At 73.0% G+C, this 24,288-nt stretch carries 19 protein-coding genes and 2 pseudogenes; 11 read left to right on the forward strand and 10 right to left on the reverse strand.

Annotated features, from left to right (window positions below; translation table 11 throughout):
- Positions 1–57: 57 nt before the first annotated feature.
- A complete protein-coding gene (locus tag GSF22_RS10970; RefSeq protein ID WP_208813415.1) occupies positions 58–2,043 on the reverse strand; it encodes a hypothetical protein in 1,986 nt (661 codons plus the stop codon).
- A gap of 182 nt (positions 2,044–2,225) precedes the next feature.
- The gene (locus GSF22_RS10975; RefSeq protein WP_307803910.1) at positions 2,226–3,401 is read right to left on the reverse strand and encodes a S8 family peptidase; all 1,176 of its coding nucleotides are present in this window, start codon (positions 3,399–3,401) and stop codon (positions 2,226–2,228) included.
- Between the two features lie 257 nt (positions 3,402–3,658).
- Here GSF22_RS10975 and GSF22_RS10980 point away from each other — a divergent pair, with 257 nt between their 5' ends.
- From GSF22_RS10980 to GSF22_RS11000, 5 genes are all read left to right on the forward strand, one after another.
- Positions 3,659–6,328, forward strand: coding sequence for a LuxR C-terminal-related transcriptional regulator (locus GSF22_RS10980; protein WP_208813417.1), 2,670 nt, complete (start codon positions 3,659–3,661; stop codon positions 6,326–6,328).
- 156 nt (positions 6,329–6,484) lie between these two features.
- Positions 6,485–7,129 carry a hypothetical protein gene (locus GSF22_RS10985; RefSeq protein ID WP_208813418.1) on the forward strand — a complete coding sequence of 215 codons (645 nt, stop codon included), beginning with the start codon at positions 6,485–6,487 and terminating at the stop codon, positions 7,127–7,129.
- Between the two features lie 99 nt (positions 7,130–7,228).
- Complete coding sequence (locus GSF22_RS10990) at positions 7,229–7,666, forward strand: type II toxin-antitoxin system Phd/YefM family antitoxin (protein WP_208813419.1); 438 nt, start codon at positions 7,229–7,231, stop codon at positions 7,664–7,666.
- A gap of 165 nt (positions 7,667–7,831) precedes the next feature.
- Positions 7,832–9,250, forward strand: coding sequence for a hypothetical protein (locus GSF22_RS10995; RefSeq protein WP_208813420.1), 1,419 nt, complete (start codon positions 7,832–7,834; stop codon positions 9,248–9,250).
- Between the two features lie 74 nt (positions 9,251–9,324).
- The gene (locus tag GSF22_RS11000) at positions 9,325–9,894 is read left to right on the forward strand and encodes a hypothetical protein (RefSeq protein ID WP_208813421.1); all 570 of its coding nucleotides are present in this window, start codon (positions 9,325–9,327) and stop codon (positions 9,892–9,894) included.
- Here the strand turns inward: GSF22_RS11000 and smpB are convergent.
- Both smpB and GSF22_RS11010 read right to left on the reverse strand, forming a co-directional pair.
- Positions 9,863–10,348, reverse strand: a pseudogene (smpB, locus tag GSF22_RS11005) (SsrA-binding protein SmpB); the annotation flags it as partial. The gene GSF22_RS11000 and the pseudogene smpB sit on opposite strands and share 32 nt — an antisense overlap.
- A 42-nt stretch (positions 10,349–10,390) precedes the next feature.
- Positions 10,391–12,589, reverse strand: coding sequence for an aminoglycoside 6-adenylyltransferase (locus tag GSF22_RS11010; RefSeq protein WP_208813422.1), 2,199 nt, complete (start codon positions 12,587–12,589; stop codon positions 10,391–10,393).
- A gap of 47 nt (positions 12,590–12,636) precedes the next feature.
- Here GSF22_RS11010 and GSF22_RS11015 point away from each other — a divergent pair, with 47 nt between their 5' ends.
- Positions 12,637–13,428, forward strand: a complete 792-nt coding sequence (locus tag GSF22_RS11015) for a nucleotidyltransferase domain-containing protein (protein ID WP_208813423.1) — start codon at positions 12,637–12,639, stop codon at positions 13,426–13,428.
- Between the two features lie 50 nt (positions 13,429–13,478).
- Positions 13,479–14,255, forward strand: a complete 777-nt coding sequence (locus GSF22_RS11020) for a hypothetical protein (protein WP_208813424.1) — start codon at positions 13,479–13,481, stop codon at positions 14,253–14,255.
- A 9-nt stretch (positions 14,256–14,264) separates the two neighbouring features.
- Here GSF22_RS11020 and GSF22_RS11025 read toward each other — a convergent pair whose 3' ends face one another.
- Positions 14,265–14,648 (reverse strand): hypothetical protein, encoded by a 384-nt coding sequence (locus GSF22_RS11025; protein ID WP_208813425.1) that lies wholly within the window; start codon positions 14,646–14,648, stop codon positions 14,265–14,267.
- 30 nt (positions 14,649–14,678) lie between these two features.
- A complete protein-coding gene (locus GSF22_RS11030) occupies positions 14,679–15,902 on the reverse strand; it encodes an extracellular solute-binding protein (protein ID WP_208813426.1) in 1,224 nt (407 codons plus the stop codon).
- Between the two features lie 264 nt (positions 15,903–16,166).
- On the opposite strand from GSF22_RS11030, the gene GSF22_RS11035 reads away from it, so the two are divergent.
- The gene (locus tag GSF22_RS11035) at positions 16,167–16,967 is read left to right on the forward strand and encodes a TIGR02452 family protein (RefSeq protein WP_307803913.1); all 801 of its coding nucleotides are present in this window, start codon (positions 16,167–16,169) and stop codon (positions 16,965–16,967) included.
- Between the two features lie 78 nt (positions 16,968–17,045).
- Positions 17,046–18,185 carry a hypothetical protein gene (locus GSF22_RS11040; protein WP_307803912.1) on the forward strand — a complete coding sequence of 380 codons (1,140 nt, stop codon included), beginning with the start codon at positions 17,046–17,048 and terminating at the stop codon, positions 18,183–18,185.
- A gap of 27 nt (positions 18,186–18,212) precedes the next feature.
- On the opposite strand, the gene GSF22_RS11045 is transcribed toward GSF22_RS11040, so the two are convergent.
- Entirely contained in the window at positions 18,213–18,641 is a 429-nt protein-coding gene (locus tag GSF22_RS11045) for a nucleoside deaminase (protein ID WP_208813428.1), read from the reverse strand.
- A 120-nt stretch (positions 18,642–18,761) separates the two neighbouring features.
- Entirely contained in the window at positions 18,762–20,078 is a 1,317-nt protein-coding gene (gene clpX, locus GSF22_RS11050; protein ID WP_208813429.1) for an ATP-dependent Clp protease ATP-binding subunit ClpX, read from the reverse strand.
- 230 nt (positions 20,079–20,308) lie between these two features.
- Here clpX and GSF22_RS11055 point away from each other — a divergent pair, with 230 nt between their 5' ends.
- Both GSF22_RS11055 and GSF22_RS11060 read left to right on the forward strand, forming a co-directional pair.
- Positions 20,309–21,475, forward strand: a complete 1,167-nt coding sequence (locus tag GSF22_RS11055; protein WP_244367046.1) for a TetR/AcrR family transcriptional regulator — start codon at positions 20,309–20,311, stop codon at positions 21,473–21,475.
- An 87-nt stretch (positions 21,476–21,562) separates the two neighbouring features.
- Complete coding sequence (locus tag GSF22_RS11060; RefSeq protein ID WP_208813430.1) at positions 21,563–22,168, forward strand: class I SAM-dependent methyltransferase; 606 nt, start codon at positions 21,563–21,565, stop codon at positions 22,166–22,168.
- A 106-nt stretch (positions 22,169–22,274) separates the two neighbouring features.
- On the opposite strand, the gene GSF22_RS11065 is transcribed toward GSF22_RS11060, so the two are convergent.
- Positions 22,275–23,897 carry a hypothetical protein gene (locus tag GSF22_RS11065; protein WP_208813431.1) on the reverse strand — a complete coding sequence of 541 codons (1,623 nt, stop codon included), beginning with the start codon at positions 23,895–23,897 and terminating at the stop codon, positions 22,275–22,277.
- Between the two features lie 7 nt (positions 23,898–23,904).
- Positions 23,905–24,288 (reverse strand): annotated as a pseudogene (locus tag GSF22_RS11070) (serine/threonine-protein kinase); the annotation flags it as partial.

Genomic DNA, 24,288 nt, shown 5'->3' on the forward strand with positions numbered 1-24,288 from the left:
CCACCCTCCGGTGCCCGGGAGGGTGGCACGGGACGCCACCCTCCCGGGGCCGGTCGGTCAGCGGCTGAGCCGGTACAGCTCGGAGCCCCGGGCGTAGTACATGTCGCCCCGGGCGTCCATGGTCCAGATGTCGTTGATCCCGGCGGCCAGCTTCTCCACGGCCAGGGTCGCCGGGTCGACGCAGGCGATGGTGCTGCGGAAGTTGCCGCAGAGGTCACCGTCCGGGGCGAACGCCAGGTGGTCGCTGCGCCAGACGTGCGTGATGCCCTGCCAGTCGAACGGCTCGATCTCCACCGAGCGCAGCACGGTCCGGGTGGCCGGGTCGAACTGGAAGAGGGTGCCGCTGGTGGCGCCCCAGACCGTGCCGTCCGGCGCGGCGATCAGCTGGGTGACGGCCTTCGCGCCCGGCAGGGCCGGTCCCTCCCAGACCTTGGTGGCGGTGGCCGGATCCCAGAGGAACAGCCGGGCCTCGCTCTCGGTGGGGGTGCTGCCCAGCCCACCCCAGATGCCGGTACCGCCGAGGATCAGGCCGCCCACGGTGGTCAGCGCGGTGACACTCTGGTTCGGTACCACGTTGCGGTGCACCTCGCGGGCGCCGGTGGCCGGGTCGATCAGGGCGAGCGCCCCGCCGAGCTGGCCGTACCCGGGAATGGTGCCGAAGGCGACCCGGTTGCCGACGCCGGTGATGGCGAACGGCCGGTCCTGCTGCTCACCGGTGAGGGAGCCGATCCGCCGGGGGTTGCTGCCGGCCACGATCGGCCTGGTCGGGTCGATCTCGAAGAGGTTGGCCCCCGGGTAGACACCCGCGTAGAGCTTGCCCTGGTGCGCGTAGATCCCCTCGGCCTGACCGAGTGCGCCCGGGTTCTCCGCGAAGGTGCCGGTGGCCGGGTCGAACGCGGTGATCCCGCCGCTCGGGTAGGCGCTCGACCAGATCCGGCCGTCCGGTCCGGCGGTCACGGTCTGCAACTGCACCGGGCGGCCGGGCACGCCGGGCCGGGCGGTCTTCTTCGCCCCGGTCTTCGGGTTGTAGTAGGACAGCTTGCCGCCCAGGTCGATGCTGACCAGGGTGCGGCCGGGCCAGTCCCGCCCGCCGAGGTGCGTCCAGCCGAAGTCACGCGAGGTGCCGAAGCCGGTGAAGCTGGTCGGGGTGACCGTCCGGCTGTCCAGGTGGTACGCCATGAGCTGGCCGGTACCGGAGGAGAAGTACACGTTGCCGAACTCGTCCGGCGGGGAGAAGTCCAGTCCCCGGCCGGTGCCCAGCTCACCGGTCCAGGCGTCGGTCCGCAGGTCGTACACCAGGACCTGGGCGCTGTTCGTCACCCGGACGAACATCTGCTGCCGGTGCACGTCGAGGTCGTAGACGAACTGCTCGGCGCGGTACTTCTCCGGCAGCGGGATCTCCCGCTTGGCGCCGGTGACGATGTCGATCTCCACGATCCGGGCGACCGTGCCGAGACCGGCGTAGAGCTTGCCGGCCGAGATGCCGAGGCTGCGCACGTACTGCTCGTCGGGCCAGACCTGGCCGTAGTCGCGTACCTGGTCGGTGCGGTGGTCCCAGGAGTAGACCTTGCCGTTGGGGAAGGTACCGACGAAGACCTGCTGGCCGTCGGTGACCAGGCGCCAGGCGGTGGTCTCGCCGGGTACCGGGGTGCCGAGGTCCTCCACGTCCGGCGCACCCGGCCGGTACCGGAAGAGTTTGCCGTCCACGCCGAGGTAGACGGTGCCGTCGTCGGTGACGGTACCGCCCCAGGCGCCGGCCGCGCCGGGCAGCTCCATGGTCCGGACCACGGTCGCGGTCCGGGTGTCGACGACGCTCAGGGCGCCGGGCGTACCCCGGGCGACCGCGTACGCGTAGTCGCCGTCGGGGGTGGAGCCGAAGGTCGCCCCGTAGATGCCGAGGCTGTGGTGCGGTACGCCGAGGAGCGTCTCGGTGGGCGGGGTGGTGGCCTGTCCCGGTGCGGCCACCGTGACGGCGGACGCAGTGGTGAGCAGGGTCAGCGTCGCCGCCAGGGCGGCGCGCCGGGCGAGTCGGGCAAGAGGCACAGCGTATCCCTTCTAGAGATTACGGTCGCAACCGTAAGTACCTAGATCGGGAATGGTCAAGGAATTGGGCTCGATTCGGCCATGACCGTTACTGTGCCCGATGGTGTCGACCGCGCAGCGTCCACAACGCAGCGGTGGGGTGGCCGGCCCGTGCCGACCACCCCACCCCGATGGGCTGCGGGTCAGAGACCGCCGGTGTACACCAACCGGTTCGGCGTACCGGCCAGGTCGCCCTGCACGACCCCGGTGGTGGCGTTACCCACCAGCCAGTCGTGCAGGGTGGCCTGCGGCACGTCCCCGTTGGCGCCCTTGTAGAGCGCCGCGATACCCGCCACGTGCGGGGTGGCCATCGAGGTGCCGTTGAAGACCGCGGTGGTGTTGTTCGGCTGGGTCGACAGGATCGCCGAACCCGGGGCGTACAGGTCCACACAGGCGCCGGTGGAGGAGTAGCTGGCCCGGTCGTCGGTGCTGGTGGAGGCGGCGACCGCGACCGCTGCGGTGACCGCCCTCGGCAACCGGTCGCAGGAGTCGGCACCGGTGTTGCCGGCGGAGGTGGCCAGGAAGACCCCGGAGGCCATCATGGCGCTGATCGCGTCGGCCAGGCTGACCGAGTAGGTCCAGTTCCACGAGGTGTTCGCCACCGCCGGCTTGACCGCGTTGGCGGTCACCCAGTCGATCGCGCTGATCGTCGCCGACGTCTTGCCCGAGCCCTGGCAGTTGAGCATCTTGACCGCGTGCAGCCGGACACCCTTGGCCACCCCGTACGTCCGGGAACCGATCGTGCCGGCCACGTGGGTGCCGTGCCCGTCACAGTCGGTGTTGCGCCGGTCGATGGCGTTGAAGTCGAACGTGGCCCGACCCTCGAAGTCCGGGTGCGTCACGTCGATGCCGGTGTCGATCACGTACGCGTGCACCCCGGCCCCGGTCGCGGTCGCGGTGTAACTGGCCGACAGCGGCAGGTTCCGCTGGTCGATACGGTCCAGGCCCCAGGACGGCGGGTTGGCCTGGGTACCCTCGGCGACGTCGTCCAACCAGGCGTCCTGCTCGACCGAGAGCACCGTCGGGTTGCGGCGCAGCGCCTGCACCTGCCCGTCGGTCAGCTCGGCGGCGAACCCGTTGACCGCCGTGGAGTACACGAACTCGGGGTTGACCAGCAGCGCCCGGGCCAGGCCGCGCGGGTCGGCGCCCGGCCGCAGCCGGACGATGTAGGCACCCGGCACCGGGCGTACGCCCTGCCCGGCGCGGACCGTGACCACCGGCGCGAGCGCCCCGTCCGAGGGGGCCGCCGCGCCCGCCGGTACGGCGAACAGGGTCGAGCCGGCCGCGACCAGCGAGGCCAGCAGGATACGTGACTTCACCACTTCCTCCTTACCGAACGTCATCGAAGGGAAGCGATGACGTCGTGGTGAGGGGCACGCTAGGACGGCCGTCACCACACCGTCAACGTTCCGGGCCGGATCTGTCAGCGCGGTGACCGGCGATCGACCTGGATCAGGCCCGCCACCAGCGAAGACGGTCACGGCCCGGCCGGGCGATGCTGTCGGGCGGGGTGACGCCGGACGCGGTGTGGTGCATCCCCCTGACCGGTTGCGACTGCCGGTCCTAGGCTGAGCTGGTGGCACTCCTGGGCACCAAGCGGCAGGTACCGACGCCACGGCGCCAGCTCGTCCCCCGCGAGCGGCTCATCGGTCGACTGCCGGCGGGGCCGGTCCGGCTGCCCCGCCTGATCCTGGTTTCCGCACCGGCCGGGTTCGGCAAGACCACACTGCTGAGCCAGTGGCTCACCCGGTGGCAGGCCGACGGAGGGGCCGAGCCGCACCGGGTCGCCTGGCTCTCGCTCGACGCCGAGGACAGCGACCCGTGGCGCTTCCTGGCCCACCTGCTCGCGACGATCAGGGCCGCCGCACCCGACGTCGGCGCCGGGGCGGCGGCGCTGCTGGAGAACGGCACCGTCGCGGCGCTGCGCGTCGTCCTGGTCAGCCTCATCAACGACCTCGACCGCCTCGACGGGCCCATCGTGCTGGCCCTCGACGATTACCACCTCATCGAGTCCCGGGAGGTCCCCGAGGCGACGGCCTTCCTCCTCGACCACCTGCCCACCCACGTCAGCCTCGCCGTCCTCACCCGCGCCGACCCCGCCCTTCCGGTGACGCGGCTGCGAGCCCGGGGTGAGCTTCTGGAGCTCCGCGCGGCCGACCTACGGTTCACTCCGTCGGAGGTCGGGGCCTTCCTGAACGACGTGATGGGCCTCGGTCTCGACCCGGTCCACGTCGCGGCCCTGGAGAACCGGACCGAGGGATGGGCGGCCGGCCTCCAGCTCGCGGCGCTGTCCCTGCGCAACCGGGACGATGCGGACCGCTTCGTCGCCGAGTTCACCGGAAGTCACCGGTTCGTCCTCGACTACCTGGTGGAGGAGGTCCTCAACGGTCTGGACGACCGGGACCGGTCCTTCCTCCTCGACACGTCGGTTCTCGACGAGCTGACCGGACCGCTGTGTGACGCGCTCACCGGTCGTCACGACGGACAGGACAGTCTCGCCGCACTGGAACGCGGGAACCTGTTCCTCGTACCGCTGGACGACCAGCGGTGCTGGTACCGGTACCACCACCTGTTCGCCGGCGCCCTGCGCGCCCGTCTCACCGCGGAGCACCCCGACCGGGTGCCGCACCTGCACCGCGCGGCAGCGCTGTGGTACGCCGGGCAGGGACGGCCCGAGGCGGCGATCGGCCATGCGGTCGCCGGTCGGGACCAGCAGCTCGCTGCGGGCCTCGTCGAACGGGCCCTGCCCGAAGCCCGCCGGCAGCGGCAGGACCGGACCATCCGGCAGTGGCTGCGTGGCCTGCCGGACGACGTGGTGCGACGCCGGCCGATCCTCAACGTCACGGTCGCCTGGAGCCGGCTCGGCGACGGCGACGTGGACGACGCGGACGCCCGGTTGCAGGAGGCGGCGGACGCCCTGGAGTCGCTGCCGGCGGCGGTGCGTGCCGCCGACGACCAGCTCCGGCAGCTACCCATGACGATCGCCCTGTACCGTGCCGCCGTCGCCCAGGCCCGGGCCGACAACACGGGTACCGCCGACCAGGCCCGTCGCGTACTCGACCTGGCCGGCCCCGGTGACCACCTCGCCCGGGGGGCCGCGTTCGGTTTCCTCGGCCTGACCCGCTGGGCCGAGGGGGACCTCGAAGCCGCGGTGGACACCTTCACCGAGGCGGTGCGGAGCCTCCGTGCCGCCGGTAACCTCGCCGACGAACTCGGCGGCACCGTCGTCCTGGCCGACATGTGGCGGGCACGGGGCCGGCCCGACGAGGCTGCGCGCCTGCACGAAGGCGCCCTCCGGTCCGCGCGGGAACGACCGGACGTGGCGCTACCGGTGACCGGCGACCTGCACGTCGGCCTCGCCGAGTCGCTGTGCGAACGAGGCGACCTGGATGCCGCCGCGGCGCACCTCCGGACCGCCCGGGACCTCGGCGAGGCGGCCTCGCTCCCGGAGAACCGCCACCGCTGGTACGTCACGGCCGCCCAGCTCCGACGCGCCCGGGGCGATCTCGGCACGGCAGCGGACCTCCTGGCGCAGGCCGAGGAACTCCACCTGCCCGGCTTCTTCCCCGACACCCGGCCCATTCCCGCGATCCGGGCCCGGGTCGACCTCGCCCGTGGCCGCCCGGACCTCGCCCGGTCCTGGGCCCGTCGATTCCCCGACCCCACGACGGACCTGTCGTACCTGACCGAGTACAACCGGCTGACGCTCGTCCGGCTCCTTCTCGCCGAGCAGCGGGTCGACGAGGCGCTGACCCTGCTGGACAGGTCCCTGGGCGCGGCAGAGGGAAGAGGCCGCGACGGCAGCACCGTCGAGATCCTCGTCCTGCGCGCACTCGCCCACCACGCCCACGGGGACCTGGACCGGGCGATGACCGCGCTGGTGCGCGCGCTGGGGATGGCGGTACCGGTCGGGTACGCCCGGCTCTTCCTCGACGAGGCCGCACCGATGGCGGACCTCCTGCACGAAGCCGAGCGGCGCGACCTGGCCACCGGGCCGGTACGCACGCTGCGCCACGCCTCGACCACCGGGCCGGCCCCCGGCGCCCCGGGGGAGCACGGGCTCAGCCCGCGTGAGCGCGACGTCCTGCGGTTGCTCGCCACGGACCTCACCGGGCCGCAGATCGCGCGCCACCTCTTCGTGTCGATCAACACCCTGCGGACCCACACCAGGCGCATCTTCACCAAGCTGGACGTGACCACCCGGGCCGCCGCCGTACGGCGGGCCACCGACCTCGGGCTGCTCTGACCCCGGACCGGGCCCCGGGCCGCACGCCCACCGGTGGACCGTCCACGGATCACCAGGCCCGTCACATCATCTGACGACGTGCGGTCACCAGGACGCCTCCTACCGTTGCGGGCAGCACCGGGCACCCGGCCCGCCGCCCACGACGGGAGCAACCCCATGACCGTTACGCCATCCCTCCTCACCCGGGCCGCCGGCGCCGCCGCAGTCACCGCCGGGGTGATCTTCATCGGTGTGCAGGTCGACCATCCCCACCTGGACGCCACCTCCGTCACGACCACCGAGATGGCCGTCCGGGGTGCGCTGAAGCCCCTCATGGCGGCGTTGGCGCTGGTCGGCATCACCGGCATGTACGTCGGTCAGGCCCGCCGGAACGGGCTCCTCGGGCTCCTCGGCTACCTGCTCCTGGCCGTGGGGTACCTGCTGATCCTGGGCACGACCTTCGCCGCCGCGTTCGTGCTGCCGTCCATCGCCACCACCGACCCCGCGTACGTCACCGACGTGCTCGCGGCGGCCACCGGCGGCACCGCCACCGGCGACGTCGGCCCGCTGGGGCCGATCTTCCAGGCCCAGGGTCTCGCCTACCTGGCCGGCGGTCTGGTGTTCGGCATCGCGCTGTACCGGGCCGGTGTGCTCGCCCGCTGGGCGGCCGTCCTGCTCGCCCTGGGTGGCGTGGTCACCGTGGTGCTCTCGGTGCTGCCGGACGCCTTCTACCGCCTGCTGGCCCTCCCGAACGGCCTTGCCATGATCGCCCTCGGCTACTCGCTCTGGGGCACCGCCCGCCGTAAGGACGCCACGCCGTAACGGGCGGTGCCGCCGGTGAAACGTCGGGGACACCGGCCGTCAGGGTCATTTCGATCATCGTCGGACATTAATGTCGTACCGTGCCCCCACCATGACGGTATGGCTGCTCCCGCTCTCACCGACCACCGCGACCAGCCGCGCGCCCTGCCGCTGCGCGAGGTCCGCACCCGACTCACCCAACTGCTCGCCATGGCCGAGTTGACCGACACGGTCACCGTCGTCACCCGGGACGGCGACCCCCGCCCGATCGCCGCGATCGTTCCCGCCCCGGCGGCCCGTACCCTGGCGCAGACCCGGGCCGACGCCGAACGGCTCCGCACGGTCTCCGCCGGCTGGGCCCGCCGGCTCGACGAGTCGCACCAGCGCAGTGCCCGTCGGCACGCGGCCGAGTTGCAGGCGGTCACCGATGCGCTCGCCGAGGTCTGGGCCGAGCTCGACCGACGCGTTCCACCGGGCAGCGACCCGGCGCTGACCCGGCTGCGCGCCGCCCACGCCGACCTGCTCCGCGCCACCGGTCCGGCCACCCCCGACCGGTAGGCGGCCCCTCGCGGAAAGTGGCACGTCCCCCCACGGAACACATTCCGGTGCCACAATTCTGCGGTGCTGCGCGCATTCGGCAATTCCGGGGCCGCTGAACCGGATTCGTCTCTCCCGTCCGTCGGATTCCACCGCCGGGTCTCCGGCGCGCAATTCTTCGCATCGGTGGAGACGCTGCTTTCCGGCCCGGTCACCGACCGGCCGAGCGGCACTTTGCACAACGACACCGGTGCCATCGGCTGGGGGCTCTCCTGGCGGATGCACGCCTACCTGCTGATGGCCGAGGCGACCGGTGACCCGGGCCTCATCCGGCGGTTGGCGCGGATGGCCGACAGCGTCGTCGCCGCCCGGGACCACCTGCGGGGGGTCCACGAGTACCGGGGTCTCCGCCTGCCGGTCTGGAGTTCCGCCGGCCCGTACACCGTGGCCACCGCGACGGTTCCCGACGGCACCGGCGTCGACGCCCTGCACGTCCACCTCTGCCCGCCGCACACCGCCGACGCCGTGGTCGAGGTGACGCCGGCCGGGGACGACCGGTTCGACCTGACCGTCACCCGGGCCGGGGGACGCCCACCGGTCCGGCTGACCCAACTCAGTCTCGACCCCGACGACCCCCGGCGGGCCGACCACGTCGCCTACCGGGAACACCGGCCGGCGGCACCGGTCACCGTCGACCTGCCCGGCCCGACGGTCACCTCCACCGCCCGGCCCCGCCCCGGCCGCTATCCCTGCCGACCGGCCCGGGTCGCCCTGGCCGCCCAGACCGGGATGATCACGTACCCGCTCGCCGGCCTGGCCCGACTGGCCCGGGAACGACCGGACGTCGTACCGGCCGACGTCGCCGGCCGGGTCGACGACTACCTGGCCGTGGTGCACGACGCCCTCGCCGTACACGACCACCAGTGGCGGATCTCCGCCGAGGGCGACGCCCACTACACCTGGCTGCCCGACGAGCCGGTGTCGTTCGCCGGGGCCGAACTGCCCACCAACGAGTTCCTCGCGGTCGGCCGGACCCTGGTCCAGCTCGCCGCGGTCACCGGTGACCGCTGCTACGTGGACCGGGCGGCGGCCCTGGCACACACCCTGCGCCGACAGTTCCAGCCCCACGGTGACGCGCTGGTCTGGCCCTACTGGCCGTCGTTCGGCCGGGTCCACCGGGGGTGGCGACGCACCGGTGACCCGACCGCTGACGGCTCCCGCTACCGGCCGGAGTTCCACGCCGTACCCAAGGCCGAGGACGTCACCCATGCGCTGATCGACATCGACTTCGCGGTGCTCTACCACTCGACGCCACAGCTGCCCGGGGTCTTCACCGACGCCGACCTGCGGGCCCTGGGGCGGACCTTCACCCGGCACGTCCACTTCCGCCGGCTCGGCCTGCGACCCACCGTCCGGCACGACGTCAGCGGACACGGCCGACCGGGTACCCCCCGGCACGAGGCACACGTCGCGGGCTGGCTCCCCCTGGCCCGGTGGGAACCCGGGGTCCGCCGGGCGGTCGCCGCCGTCCACCGGCACCGGCGGGCGGTGCCGGTGATGGGGGTCGACGCGTACTGCGCCGCGCTGCTCACCCGCTGGGGCTGACCCTTCCGCAGGGCCCACCCGGTGGGGCGGTCACGGCGCCGGTTCTGTCGGTCCGCCGCCGTACCATCCCCGGCATGCCGATGCTGGAGATCACCCTGAACGCCCGCCTGCGCCCCCTCGACCGGGGCGACGTCTACGAGGACCCGCTGCTGGAGGAGCTGGAGAGCCGGTCGCCGGGCAGCGAGATCGTCGGCGGCGGCACCATGATGAGCCCCGAGGGCGAGCCGCTCTCCTGCGACGTGGCCATCGACCTCGCCGGTGACCCGCAGGCCGGGCTGGCGCTCGTCGTCGACGTGCTGCAACGGCTCGGCGCCCCCCGGGGTTCGACCGCCCGGCTCGACGACGCCGGCCCGGTGGTCTTCGGCGCGACCGAGGGCGTCGGGCTCTACCTCAACGGCACCGACCTGCCCCGGCAGGTGTACGCCGACAACGACATCAACGAGCTGATCGGGCAGCTCACCGCGCGGCTGGGGGAGAGCGGCGAGCTGCACTCCTACTGGGAGGGGCCCCGGGAGACCGCGCTCTACTTCTACGGACCCTCGGCCCGGCGGATGGTGGAGCTGATGCGGGACGTCCTGGACACCCACCCGCTGGCGCAGCGCAGCCGCCTGGTCAACCTGACCGACCCGGACGCCGCCCTTTGAGCCGTCGACCCAGTTCCCGGGCGATCTCCCGGTTGGCGTCCCGTTCGGCCAGCACCTGCCGCTTGTCGTAGGACTTCCGGCCCCGGGCCAGGCCCAGCTCGACCTTCGCCCAGCCGTCCGCGAAGTACAGCGACAGCGGCACCAGGGTCAGCCCACCCTCGCGTAGCCGGTCCAGGATCCGGTCGATTTCCACCCGGTTGAGCAGCAGCTTGCGGGTCCGGCGCGGCTGGTGGTTGGTCCAGCTACCGAAGCCGTACTCGGCGATGTGCAGCCCGTGCAGCATCAGCTCACGGTCGTGTTCCTGGGCGAACGCGTCGACCAGGGACACCCGACCGGCGCGCAGCGACTTGACCTCGGTGCCGACCAGCACCAGGCCCGCCTCGTAGGTCTTGAGAATGCTGTAGTCGTGCTGCGCCCGACGGTTGCTGGCGACGAGCTGACGACCGGTCTGCCTGGCCGCGACAACCTCCCCGACTCGTGCTCCTGCCGGCCAACCCTACCGGGGCGGCTCGGTCCCGGTAGGGGAGAGTCCGGTCGGGGTGAGCCCGGCGACGTAGCTGCGGACGGTGTGGTCGAGCCGGGTCGGGTACCACAGACGCAGGGTCCGGGCGGTCTCCCCGCCGAGCCGGCCGAACAGGGCCATCGTGGCGTGCAACGCCCGCCACGAGTCGTCGGCGTCCAGCCGGCCGAAGACCTCCTGCACCTCCGCCCAGGTCTGCGGGTCGGCCCACTCCGGCAGCCCTCGGCCCCGGTGGTACCCGTCGGCCACGTGCCCGCGCAGTGCCCAGGCGTGCCACTCGATCATCCGCAGCAGCAGGGACTTCATCGTCCAGTCCCGCAGTTTCGCCTCCCACGGCTCGTTCCGGAGCAGGTACTTGGCGACCAGCGGCGCCTCGTACCAGAACGACCGCACCACCTCGGCGAACTCGTCCGCCGGCATCGGGCCGACGGCCACCGGGCGGCCGGTCGCGGCCGGCAGCCCCCGGGTGAGCCCCTCCCGGTCCAGCAGCACCCGGTAGCCGGGCGCGTAGACCCGGTCGAGGGCACCGTCGGCGGCCATCCCGGTGATCCGTACCCGGTCGACCAGGGTGAAGTCGACCTTCACCGCCCCGGCGTAGGCGACGTGCAGCATCGGGTAGCACTGGGTGGTGGCGGCGGCGAAGGCCGGCACGATCTGCCAGGTCCACACGTCGCCGAGGTCCCGCCACCAGCTCTCGTCGTGCAGCAGATCGTCGAAGTCCTCGGCGACCACCTCCACGTCCAGATCGGACAGGTCGTCGGTGGGCGCGTGGTCCCGCGCGTAGGAGCCGGTCAGTACCAGTGCCACCACGTCGGGCCGGCCGGCCGCCCAGGTCTCGATCCGGGCCAGCAGCTGCTTCTGGTCGACCGGTCCGTGCCGGTCGAGCACCCGTACCCGGATCGCCGCGTCCAGGGCCGCACCATGGGCCAGGACGCTCTCCCGGTCGGGCCCGCTGACGTGCGCATAGGCCGCCTTGCCGGTACCCATCGCCGGGTCGAAGCTCCACGGCCGGAGCTGACTGAGCGAGTGGACGCCGGGTCGGCCGACGAAACTGTCGTCGATGGTCACCTCGATCTGGCGTCCGGCGTACCGGTCGGGCAGGTGCGGGGTGAGCAGGCCGGTGTGCCGGACGAAGCGGGGCACCGGCACCGGGCCCCGGCCGAGGGCGGCGCGCGCGGCGTGCGCCACCAGGTCGTAGTCGGCGCCGTGCGCGCAGATGTCCCAGAACCCGCCGCCGGGCCGGCCGTTGACCTCGATGATCCGCGGCCCGTCGGCGGTCAGCTTGCACTCGACGTGCGCGAAACCCTCCCGGACACCCAGCGCCTCCAGCGCGGCCACCGCCATGTCGGTCAGCTCCCGCTGCCGCTCCGCCGGCAGCGTCGACGGGTTCAGCTGGCCGTTCTCCCGGAAGCCGGACAGGTTCAGCTTGTCGCTGACCGCGAGGACGGTGACCGTCCCACGGTAGATGGCACATTCGACGCTGGCGTAGTCGCCGAGCCGCTCGTCGCCGTGCCAGTTCCGCCCCACGAGGAGCTGTTCGAGCACCATGTACGGCGCGGTGGTGTCGGAGAGCACCACCGTCTCGTGCCGGTCACCGCGCAGTCCGGCGAAGGTGGAGCGGGCCCGCAGCCAGGACTCGTGCAGCTCGCCGACGGACCCGACCAGGGTGGCGAGGATGCTGCCCGCGCCCCGGGCCGGCTTGAACACCGCCGGGAACCCGACGTGCGCCGCTGCCGGCACCAGGTCGGCGTCGTGGCGTACCGCGTGGTGGGCCGGGCCGGGGATGCCGGCCGCCGCCAGGGCCTCGCGTTGCAGGTCCTTGTGGGTGAGCAGGTCCACGGTCCGGGGCGGGTTGAACGGCACCTCGACCGCCTCGGCGATCGCCGCGCCGAGCCGTTGGGCGTTCTCCGAGAAGGCCAGCAGCCCGTCGACCGGCTGCTTGCGGTGCCGGGCGGTGGCCAGCGCCAACCCGGCCGCGTCGTCCACAGAGGACAAGGTGACCCCGTGCGCGCGCATCGCCTGCCACTCCTGCTCCGGGACGAGCTGCTCCCGCCCCACCACCAACCAGGTGACCCGGGCCAGTCCCGCGACGGACGGGATGATCCGGCCGGACCGGGGACCACCGAGGCCGAGGACGACCAGCAGGTGCGGCGGTGTGCAGGGGTCGTTGTCCATGCGCAATGTGTACCACCGGCCCGCATCGACGCACTAGGATCCTCCGGGTGCCCGCCGCACCGCAGCTCATCGCCCGGATAGCCGACGTGCTGGCGGCCGAGCCCCGGGTCGTCGCGGCCTGGCTCTACGGCAGTCACGGTCGGGGAGTGGCCGACGCGTACAGCGACGTCGACGTCCTGGTGGCCGCCGAGGATCCCGAGGGGCTCCGCGCCGACTGGCCGGTCCTCGCCGACCGGATCGGGCCGACGGTGCTGGTCGAACCGATCGCCGGGTTCCCGGCGGTCCGGCACGTCATGCCGGACTGGGCCCGCTACGACGTGCACTTCGTGACCCCGGCGGAGGTGCGGCAACGGGGCCGGGAGGGGCTCGTCCCGCTGGTCGACCGGGGTGGTCTGCACGACCGGCTCGATGCGGGCACCCGGCCGGTCGCGGTGGACCCCGCCCGGGTGCACGGGCTGGCGGTCGAGTTCGCCAAGGTGCTCGGGCAGCTACCGGCGGTGCTGCACCGCGCCGACCCGGTGTACGCCGCCACATGGTCGTCCATGCTGCGCCTGATCGGCATCGAGTGGCTGCTCGCCTGCCACCCGGTGACCGCACCGGGGGGCGCGAGCCGGCAGTACGCCACCCTCCCGACCGGCCTGCGGGCCGCCCTGGCCGACCTGCCGCCCATCGCGGCGGACCTGTCGGGTACCCGGGCGGTGGCGGTCGCCTGCGCCCGGCTCTTCCCGCCGGTCGCCCGCCGGGTCGCGGCGGACGCGTTCCCCGCCGAGCTGTACGCCGCACTCGACCGGATGCTCCGTCGGGAGCTTGACCTGCCGGTGTGGAATGACAGAGCCTGATTCGCCGGGTCCACCGGCTCAGGCACCGTCACTGATGGAGGGACGCCGAAGTGGAGCTGCACCGGGCCCGGAAAGCACTGCCGAGCGGTTCCGTCTTTGCCCTGGCCGGCCTGTCGATGGTCGTCCTCGGATGGCCGCAGGGTGGGTCCGGATCGATCGGCCTGCTGCTCCTCGGCGCTCTGGCGCTGCTGGTCGGTGGCGGAACCCTGGTCGGCGAGCTCCGGCCGTTCACCTTCCGGATCGACACGGAAGGGTTGACGATGCGGGGGACCGGGGTCAACCGGCCGGTGCCCTGGTCCGAGATCGACAGCGTCGTCCTCGATCAGCCGATCCCGGGTGCGGCCGGTCACCGGTCGCCGTCGCCCCGGCTGCTGCTGGTCCCGGCCGCCGGCGTCGATCCCGGGATCCGGCTGCCCCTGCGCAGCCCGGTAGACGACCGCCCGGCCCTGCTCCTGCTCGACCTTGCCCGGGTCCGCGAGCCGGTGCAGCAGGTGCGGGAGGCACTGGCCCGCTTCGCGGGCGACCGGTTCGTCGACGACCGGCCCACCGTCGAGACGCCGGACTTCGCTGTGGGCCTGCGGGGGTACGACATCGCTGCGGTCCACACGGTGATCCGGCGGGCACAGCGGGCGCTGGACCGGGGTGGGGAACCCGACCGGCAGCGGGCCCGGACGGAGTTGACGGCCGCGCTGGGAAAGCTACCCGTCGCCGGTCGTGGTTACGACCGTCGGCAGGTCGAGTCCTATCTCGACGATCTGGCCCGGAAGTTGGTCGGTCGGCCGGAGGAGCGGCCGGACGTCGACGAAGGCGCACCCTCGCCGGGCTGACCGGTACGGTCAGGCCGACCCCGGTGGCTGCCCGTCGCCACCGGCGTCGGCGGTAGGGTGCGGGTCCTCCGTGGGCTGGTCGGGCACCGCGTCCCGGGGCGGATCCGGCGTGCCGGCGGTGACCGTGGCCTGGTACGACCGCCAGGTCAACCAGAGGGCGACCATGCCGGCCACCGCCGCCGCCACACTGGCGAGCTGATCCGCCAGGGACGGACCCAACGCCATCACCAGGATCATCAGGACGAGGGTGGCGAGCAGGCCGAGGGCCACCGTACGGGCCCGGGTCTTGGCGGGGCCGTCGCCCCAACTGCGCAGCAGCGTGCCGATGGTGAGTTCCACCAGGATGATGCCGGCCATCACGAAGACCGGTACCTGCCACGGGTCGATTCTCAACCTGTCGTCCCCTCCCGTATCCCGGCCCGGTCAGGACAGCGTCCTGCGGATCTCCACCACGAACTCCGGGGTCAGCTCCCGGCCGTCGTGCAGCAGAGCGTTGGCGTGATCGCGGACGAGCTTGGCGAACGTCCGGTAGTTCGGGTGGACCGGTCGGGGCCGGGCTGCCTCCACCGCCTCCCGGACCCGGAGCAGGTGCGGGATCACCGCCCGCAGGTTCGCGTCGCCGTACGCGCTGATCCGGGTCGGCGCGAGGCCGTGCGCGGCGAGGATCTTCTGGGCCGGGTCGTCGGTGAGGAACCCGATGAACTCGCGCGCCCGGTCGACGTGCGGCGACCGGGCGACGATGGCCAGGCTCTGCCCGCCGAGAATGCCGACCGGCAGCGGCTCGACCTGGATCCGACCGGTCCGCACGTCGGGGTCGCCGGCCTGTTGCAGCTCGCGGTACTTCACCGGCCAGTTCCGCATGTACCGCAGCCGGTCGTCAACGAAGATCTTCAGGCTGTCCGTCTCGTCGCCGGAGAGGCGTACCCGCCGGTCGGCGATCGCCGCGCGCAGCGGCCCCAACGCGAGCTGCCAGCGTTCCAGGTCGTCGGAGACCGTACCGTCGGCGTCGATCAGGTCCGGGTCACGGGACAACGCGTGCTCCAGCACGTTGACCACGAACGCCTCGTCGTAGGTGGAGGCGTTGGGCTGCAACTGGGCGACGAACTGCGGCGCGTCGGCGGTGGTCCCGTCGTCGAGGGCCCGGGCCAGGCCGTGACCGGCGGTGTCGCGCTCGTCGGCCCGGCGCCGGAAGAGCATCCCCACGTCGGTGTTGAACGGTGCCGCCCAGTACAGGTCGGGATCGTCGGGCACCTGACTGACCCGGCGGGCGGGCTCGATGAACTGGAGGCTGTCCGCCAGCGGGATCGGGGTGATGAGCTGCTGGCGGGCGAACTCCGGCACGTCGATGATGTCGAGGTTGACGATGTCCGCCTCGCCGGCCCGGGCCTTGCTGAGCATGCTCGTCCGCTCGTCGCCGGACCCGCTGGTGATCGGGTTGACCAGGCGGATCATGGTCCTCGGGTTGGCCCGGTTCCACAGGTCGATCAGCAGGTCACGGGCACCGGTCGGGTCCGCTCCGCTGACCATCCGCAGCTCGACCGAGGGCAGGGACCGGCCACCCGGCATCAGGTAGACCGCCCCGGCGGAGAGCGTGCCGCACGCCAGTACGCCACTGAGGAAGGAGCGTCGGGAATAGTGATCCGCCATCGAGCGTGATCTCCTTAGACCTGGTTCGATCCCGCACGGGGACGGCTGGCAGGCTGCTACAGGATACGACGCGTAGCCGACAGATCAGCGGACCGTTCACGGTGGACCGTCGGCGGGGTGCGCGGTGCCGGAGCGGACCACCGGTGGGGGTACGCTGCCGACGCGGCGTCGGGTAATCGGGTGGAAGCCGTACCGGAAGCTGTCTAGCCTGCGCAGCGTGCGACGTGCAGAAAAGCCGTACCGGTTAGCGGCCGGCTCCGGGAGATCGCCCGGCAGACCGTGGCCGTCGTGACGGAGGGTCGCTATCGCGACAGTGGCGGCGCCGAGGTGGTGATCGGTCCGGCGGTGCGGGCGGCGGTCGCCGGTACCCGGCACCACCTGCCGGACGCGGTGCTGCCGGCCGGTGGTGGTGCGGCCGGCGGCCCGGCCCGGATCGAGGTGACGTACGAGTCGACGCTGCTGGCGGCCCGCCGGCTGGGGCCCGGGACGGCGGCGCTGGTGTTCGCCTCGGCGAAGAACCCGGGCGGTGGGTTCCTGGGCGGTGCGAAGGCCCAGGAGGAGAGCATCGCCCGGGCCTCCGCGCTCTATCCGTGTCTGCTGGCCGCGCCGGACTTCTACGCGTTCCACCGGGCCCAGGGCGACCTGCGGTACAGCGACCGCGTCGTCGTCAGCCCGGACGTCCCGGTCATCCGCGACGACCGGGGCGGACTGCTCGACACGCCGTACCGGACGACGTTCCTGACCTGCGCCGCGCCGAACCTCGGGGCGATCCGACGCAACCAGCCCGAGCACCTCGACGACGTGCCGGCGGTACTGGCCCGACGGGCCCGGCGGGTCCTGTCGGTCGCCGCCGCGCACGGCTGCCGGCAACTCGTCCTCGGGGCGTGGGGCTGCGGGGTGTTCCGCAACGACCCGGTAACCGTGGCGGACGCGTTCGCCGCCGCGCTGACCGCCGTCGACCGGTTCGACCGGGTGGTCTTCGCCATCCGGGACGGGCTGCCCGGTACCCCGGTGTTCGCCGCGTTCCGGGCCCGCTTCGCCGACGCGACGTCCCCGACCGGCTGACCCCGCACCGGGGCATCACCGGATTGACGTACGTGAGACTCTGACTGTTAAGTCTCCGAACCGTTCCGGGAGGTTGCCGTGCGACGATCCGTACTGCTGGTCGCGGTCCTGCTCACGCTCGTCGCCACCGCTCCACCGGCCGGAGCAGGTGCCGTCCCCGCCCCGGTCGGCGGGGCGGGGACGGTCGCCGCTCCGGCCGCACCGACCCCCCGGGCGGCCACCCCGGTGCAGATCTACGGTGCCTGGCACTGCGGGAACGACTTCTGCACCTGGGGTACGGTCCGCAGCGTCGCCGAGTTCGACAGCCAGAACCACTGGCTGGTCGACCGGGGTGACGGCCGGCCGTCGGTGAACCTCGTCGTGCTCAGCTTCGTCAACCCGCTCGCGCTGCTGCGCGGGACCACCGACGCGGCGACCCTGGACGGGGTACCCCGGGGGATGACCCCGGAGATCGTCCAGTACTTCACCTCCCGGGGCATCCGGGTGATGCTCTCCATCGGCGGGATCACCTACACCGACGACTGGGACGCCGCCCTCGCCGAGAACCCGACCCTGTTCGGTCAGCGGGCCGCCGCCGTGGCCGGTCGGCTCGGCGTCGGCATCGAGATCGACTACGAGCAGAACACCGACCCGAACCTGCCCGCCCTCCAGCAGTTCGTCGACGCCTACCGGGCCGTGCACCCGTACGACGCGTCCGGCACCCGACCGGCGGCGCGGCTCACCATCGACGTTGCGGCCGGTGACCGCTGGCTCATCGCGCTGAACCGCAAGGCGACCGCCGACTGGCTGCGTACCGACACCCCGGTCCTCGACTACGCCAACGCGATGGTCACCGCCCGGCCCGCCTCGGCCACCAGCGCCCAGGAGAACTGGCAGGAACACGTCGACGGCAAGCCGCAGTACAGCCCGCCGGTGCCGCCGCTGGCCCCGGCCAAGTTCACCGGCGGTGTCTACCTCGCCTACGGCGGCCGGGCGTTGCCGGAGTGCGTCGACTACGCCACGTCCGTCCAGCGGGCCGCCGCACCCTACGTGCAGACCGTCGCGCCCAACGGCGCCGGCCGCACCGCCGGCATGCTCGGGTTCATGTTCTGGGCGGCGGAGCGGCCCTCCACCCGGGGCATCGGCACCGTACCGCCGTACACCTGTGAGGGCGGCGCCGGCGCGGGTGCCACCGCGTTGGACATCCCGGTGCCCATGCCGCCGCTGCGGCAGGACTGACCCGGACGGTCGTCCGCCGTGGTCGGGTCAGCGGTAGAAGCCCTCGACCACGGCGGACGCCTCGTCGAACAGGGCCGGTCCCTCCTGCCGGACGCGCGGGGTGCGGACCCCCGGTGGCATCAGGTCGGCGAGCTGCTCGGCGGAGAGCGCGAACACCACCCGGCCCAGCCCGGACCGGTCGATCGCTCCGGCGCACATCGGGCAGGGCTGGCAACTGGTGTACATCGTGGTGCCCGCGGCCGTGCCGGCGGTGAGTTCGCGGGCCGCCCAGCGGGCGAGCTTCAGCTCGGGGTGGGCGGTGATGTCCCGGTCGGTGACCGTGGTGTTCTGCTCCTCGGCGAGTACCCGGCCGTCCGGGGCCACCAGCAGCGACCCGAAGGGCGGGTTGCCCGCCTGCCGGGCCGCGCGGGCCAGCTCGACGGCCCGGCGCAGGTGCCGTTCGTCCGTGTGCTCCACGACTGCTCCGTCCCGGGGTGCCGGCTGGTCAGGTGTCCGGTCGACCGGACCAGCACAGGCTAGCCACCGGCCGGGCCGGCCGGCCGGAGAACCGCCGTCCCGGCACGGCCCGTCGCGCCGTCAGCGGCTGTGCAGGCCGAACTCCCGGCGTCGGGGGTTGACCGGTCCGCCGGCCGGCGGCTCACCGCCGACCTCACGCGGCGCCACCGGCGACGGGTTCAGATGCGCGCGGACGGTCTGGTCGGTGACCACGACCTTCGCCACGTCCTGCCGGCTGGGGATGTCGTACATGATCGGCCAGAGCACCTTCTCCATCACCGCCCGCAGCCCCCGGGCGCCGGTGCCGAGGACGATGGCCTTGTCGACGATGGCCTCCAGGGCCGGCCGGGTGAACTCCAGCTCGACATGGTCCATGTCGAACAGCTTCCGGTACTGCTTGACCAGGGCGTTTCGCGGCTCGGTGAGGGTCTTGAGCAGTGCCTCCCGGTCCAGGCTCGACACCCGCGCGATGACCGGGAGCCGGCCGATGAACTCGGGGATCAGACCGAACCTGATGAGATCCTCCGGCATCACCCGGGCGAACATCTCCGCCTGGCTGAGTGCTGCGGTGCTGGCGATCTCGGCACCGAAACCGACCCCGCGCCGGCCGATCCGCTTGCTGACGATCGTCTCCAACCCGGCGAAGGCACCAGCCACGATGAACAGCACGTTCGTCGTGTCGATCTGGATGAACTCCTGCTGGGGGTGCTTCCGGCCGCCCTGCGGGGGTACCGACGCGACGGTGCCCTCCAGGATCTTCAACAGCGCCTGCTGCACGCCCTCACCGGAGACGTCCCGCGTGATCGACTGGCTTTCGCCCTTGCGGGCGATCTTGTCGATCTCGTCGATGTAGATGATGCCGCTCTCGGCCCGCTTGACGTCGTAGTCGGCGGCCTGGATCAGCTTGAGCAGGATGTTCTCCACGTCCTCGCCGACGTACCCGGCCTCGGTGAGCGCCGTCGCGTCGGCGATCGCGAACGGTACGTTCAGCAACCGCGCCAGGGTCTGGGCGAGGTAGGTCTTGCCGCACCCGGTCGGACCGAGCAGCAGGATGTTGGACTTGGTGACCTCGACCGGCTCGTTACGGGTCTCCCGGTCTCCACCGTGGATCCGCTTGTAGTGGTTGTAGACCGCCACCGCGAGCGACCGCTTGGCGCCCTCCTGCCCGATCACGTACTGGTCGAGGAAGCGGTGGATCTCCGCCGGCTTCGGCAACTCGTCGAGGGACGTCTCGTCGGAGACGGTCAGCTCCTCCTCGATCAGTTCGTTGCACAGCTCGACGCACTCGTTGCAGATGTAGACACCGGAGGGGCCGGCGATGAGTTTGCGTACCTGCTTCTGACTCTTGCCGCAGAAGGAGCACTTCAGCAGGTCGCCGCCGTCGCCTATGCGTGCCATTGCCGTCGACCCGTCCCCTCCGTTGCGCCCCGGTGCGCCGCGTGACCGTGGTCGGCGCACCAGCCCGACTGTCCACTGCGACCTGCGCACAGTAGTCGATCAGTCGACGCAGGTGTCATAGACGACAGCGTCACGGTCGGATAACTCTCGGTCAAGTGGCTGGTCGTGCCGACTGTCGGAGCGGGCACGGTGGGCATGATCGCGAGCATTCAGATGATGCTAACATCCAGATGCTGGCGGCATTCGAGATGGTGCGGGCATTCGACTGGCCCGGTGCGGAGCGCGGAGGAGGACGGATGGCCCGGCTCAGCAGGGCGGAGGCCCAGGAACGCACCCGAGGCCGGGTGCTGGCCGCAGCCTGCGCCGAGTTCACCGAACGCGGCTACCGGGCAGCCAGGATCGACGACATCGCCGCCCGGGCCGAGTTGACCCGGGGCGCCGTCTACTCCAACTTCCCCGGCAAACGGGCGCTCTACTTCGCGGTACTGGCGGACCTCGCCGAGCGGGCGACGGCGCCGGCCCACGCCCGTCCCGGCCGTACCCGGCGGGCGGCCCTCGGCGCCTTCGCCCGCTCCTGGGTCACCCGGCTCCCGTACCCCGACCCCGACGTCGACCACGGGCCGGAGCGTCTCGCGCTGGGCCTGGGTGCCGAGATCTCCACCGACGAGCGGCTCCGTCGACCGTTCCGGCAACTGCTCAAGCTGGACGCGTTGCTGCTCGCCCTCGCGCTGGAGCAGCTCGCCCCGCCGACGGCCGCCGCGCCGGTGCCGGTTCCCCGGCTGGTACGGCTGGCCGAGACCGTCCTCACCACCCTGCACGGGGCCGGCCACCTGGCGGCCACCGCGCCCGGCTTCGTCGAGCCCTTCGACGTGGTCAGCGCCTGCGAACACCTCGCCGACCTCGCCCTGAACGACTGGTGGTCGCCGCCGCCGGGCGGCACGACCAACGGCCCGACCGACGATCCGTGGGCGCCACCGGCGGCCACCGACCCGGTCCGGGCCGAGCCGGTACCGCTCCGGGCGGACGGGGTCGTGGTGCTCCTCGGGCTGGACCGGCTCGGCGCTGCGGAGGACGCGGTCCGGGCCGCTCCTGCCGGTACCCCGGTCAGCATGGTGCTGGTCACCGGCGCGCCGGACGAGCTGACGCACCTGGCCCGACTGGTCCTGATCGAGTTCGGCCACCACCTCCGCCAGGCGTTCCCCGGACCGGCCTGGCCCCGGCTGCGGGTGGTCTGCGACGCCTCGGGGGACATCGCCGCCGCCGCCGGGGTGCCGCCGCACGACACCACGGAGGTGGCGCTGCGGATCGACCGGGGACGGATCGTCCGTCGGGCGGACGGTCCCGGTGCCGGGTACGCGCTGGTCCGGTCCGGGCAGCCCGCCGGGTCGCCCCGGTAGCACATCCGTCGGAGCAGGGCGGGCCGTGCCCCGGCGCGTCACCGGCTGGTGGACGATGGTGGTGCCGTCGTCGTGAAGGAGCAGGCCATGGACAGCACAGCCTGGGACGCGCGGTACGCCGCCGCGCCCGACCTGGTGTGGACCGGTGAGCCGAACCGGTTCGTGGTGGCCGAGACCGGCGCCCTGCCCCCGGGCCGCGCGCTGGATCTGGCCGCCGGCGAGGGACGCAACGCGGTCTGGCTGGCCGGGCGGGGCTGGCAGGTGACCGCCGTCGACTTCTCCCCGGTGGCCGTCGAGCGGGGCCGTACCCTGGCCCGGGACCAGGGCGTCGAGGTCACCTGGGAGGTGGCCGACGTGCTCCGGTACGCCCCGCCGGCCGGTGCGTTCGACCTGGTGCTCATCGCGTACCTGCACCTGCCCGCAGCCGACCTGGCGACCGTCCTGCACCGGGCGGGGCAGGCGCTGCGTCCCGGCGGCCGGCTGGTCGTGGTGGGACACGATCGGGCCAACCTGCGCCACGGGGTGGGCGGCCCGCAGGATCCCGCCCTGCTGCACGACCCGCAGACGGTCGCCGCCGCGCTGTCCGGACTGCGGATCCTCCGGTCGGAGACGGCCCGACGGCCGGTGTCCGTCGACGACCGCACGGTTGACGCCCTCGACTCGGTCGTGGTCGCCTCCCGTCCCGGGGAGTGAACGGGCTGTCTCAATGAGTGAACGGGTCGACCCGTGGTGGGCACGGGCCGACCCGGGAAGCGGGCAGCCGACCCGTGCGGTGCCGGGTCGGCCGGTGACCCGCCGGTCAGGGCCGGCAGTCGTAGACGAAACTCGTCGCCCCCTGCACCGGGGACGGCGTGGTGATGTTGATCGTGGCGGTCTCCCGGGTGGTGCCCACCCCGCTGAACGACCACTTCAGGTGCAGCTCGACCGTGCGCTGGCCCCGGCCGACCTGCTCGGTGAGCAGGTTGCTCGGCGTGGCACCGGTACGCAGCCACTGGTAGGTGATGGTGCCGGCCCGGCCGTTGGTGCGTACGGTGGCCACCACGTCGACCGTGATGTCACAGCGGTTGCCCGGGGGCTGCGGCACCGCGACGCTGACCGAGGTCACCTCCAGCGGGCTGAGCCGCTGCCACAGGTAGAGCCCGACCGCAGCGAGCAGGGCCAGCGTGAGCAGCGCCGACAGCACCGAGCTGACCACCCGCCACACGGACCGGCGTGGCCGCGCCGGCGGGGGCGGCTGCGCACGCCAGGCCGGTGCGGTGGGCGGTGGCGGGACACCCGGCCCGAACCGGATCTCGCCTCCGGGCGGTGGCCCGGCCGGACCCGTCGGACCCGTCGGACCGGTCGGCTCGTACCGGCCGGTGGGCGTCGACCCGGCCGTCGCGGTGGGTACCCCGGTGGCCACCGGAGTGGCCGGGGACGTGGCGGCCAGCAGATCCGTCGGCGGTCCGTACGACGTCGGTACGGCGGAGGTGGCGGGTGACCCGATGACCGCCGTCGGATCCGGGGTGGCGATCCGTTGGGTCGGTTCGGCTTGCGGGCTGGCGATCCGTTGGGTGGGTTCGGCCTGTGGGGTGGCGATCCGTTGGGTCGGTTCGGCTTGCGGGGTCATCAGTTGGGTGGGTACGGCCTGGGTGGCATCGGTGGACGGAACCGCCAGCCGCTGGGTCGGCTCGGCGGGTGGTGCGGTGAGACGGGTCGTCGGCTCGGCGGGTGGTGCGGCGAGGTGCGCGGCGACCGCCGCCACCAGGGCGGACCGGTCGCGGAAACCCGGCGGCAGCAGGGCCGACTCGTCGCGCAGGGTGCGCACCGCTGCGCCCAGGTCGTGTTCGCCCTGGGCGGCGCACCGCAGCAGCAGGTCGACGGCGGCGCCCGGCCGGCCCCACTGCCCGGTGAGCCAGCGGACCAGGTCCGCCCAGGCGCGTCGGTCGGCGGCCGGATCCCCGGGTACGGCCTGCAACGCCGGCAGGATCGCGGTTTCCACCAGGGTCACCGCACCGATGGCGGTGACCGTGACGGTCTGCCCGTGGACCGCGCCGTGACCGAGCCCGGCGGCGTGCAGCACGGCCAGCGACTGGGCGGTCTCGGCGGCGACGGCGGCCACCGCACCGATGTCGATCGCGCTGCCGCCCTGCGCCAGGTCGAGCAGGGTCGGTCGGGCCGGTCGGGGGGCCACCAGCCACAGGGCGCCGTCGTGCCGGACCGGGTCACCGGGGGCCGGTAGTCCGCTGTGGTGCAGCGCGGCCACGGCGTGGTTCGCGGCGGCGATCCGCTGACCGGTACCCGGATCGGTGCCGGTCGGATGCAGCCGCAGCACGCCGCGTTCGGCGCCGTCCGGTGCCACCGCCGGCCACCAGGTGCCGCAGACACCGGCGCGGGCCGGGCCGGTGGGCCGGAGACCGGCCGGGAGAATCGTCTGGCTCATCCGCTGCCTAGCCGGGGGTGCAGTAGTTGTTGAGGGTCACGTAGAACACCGAGGAGGCGCCGACGTTACCGGCGGCGTCGACCGCCTCGACCCGGATCGGAATCCTGGTGATGACCTTGGGGTAGGGGAGGTTGCCGAGCACGCCCTGGAAGACGCCGGTGCGGCCGGCGAACATCGACACCGTGTTGGTCGACCCGTTCAGCGTGTAGGTGAACCGGACGCGGAGCTTCTCGACCGGGGTCCGGTCGTCCGCCGCCGTCGCCGAGATCGTGCTGGACCGGGCCCCGTACGGGCAGGTACCGGGCTCGATCACGGCCGGGCTCACCGCCGTCTTGCCGATCGTGGGCGGGCTGACGTCCGGGGGCGGCGGCGGACTGGTGCTCGGTGACGG

It is taken from the genome of Micromonospora echinofusca (assembly GCF_017614955.1).
GTDB classification, from domain to species: Bacteria; Actinomycetota; Actinomycetes; order Mycobacteriales; family Micromonosporaceae; genus Micromonospora; species Micromonospora echinofusca_A.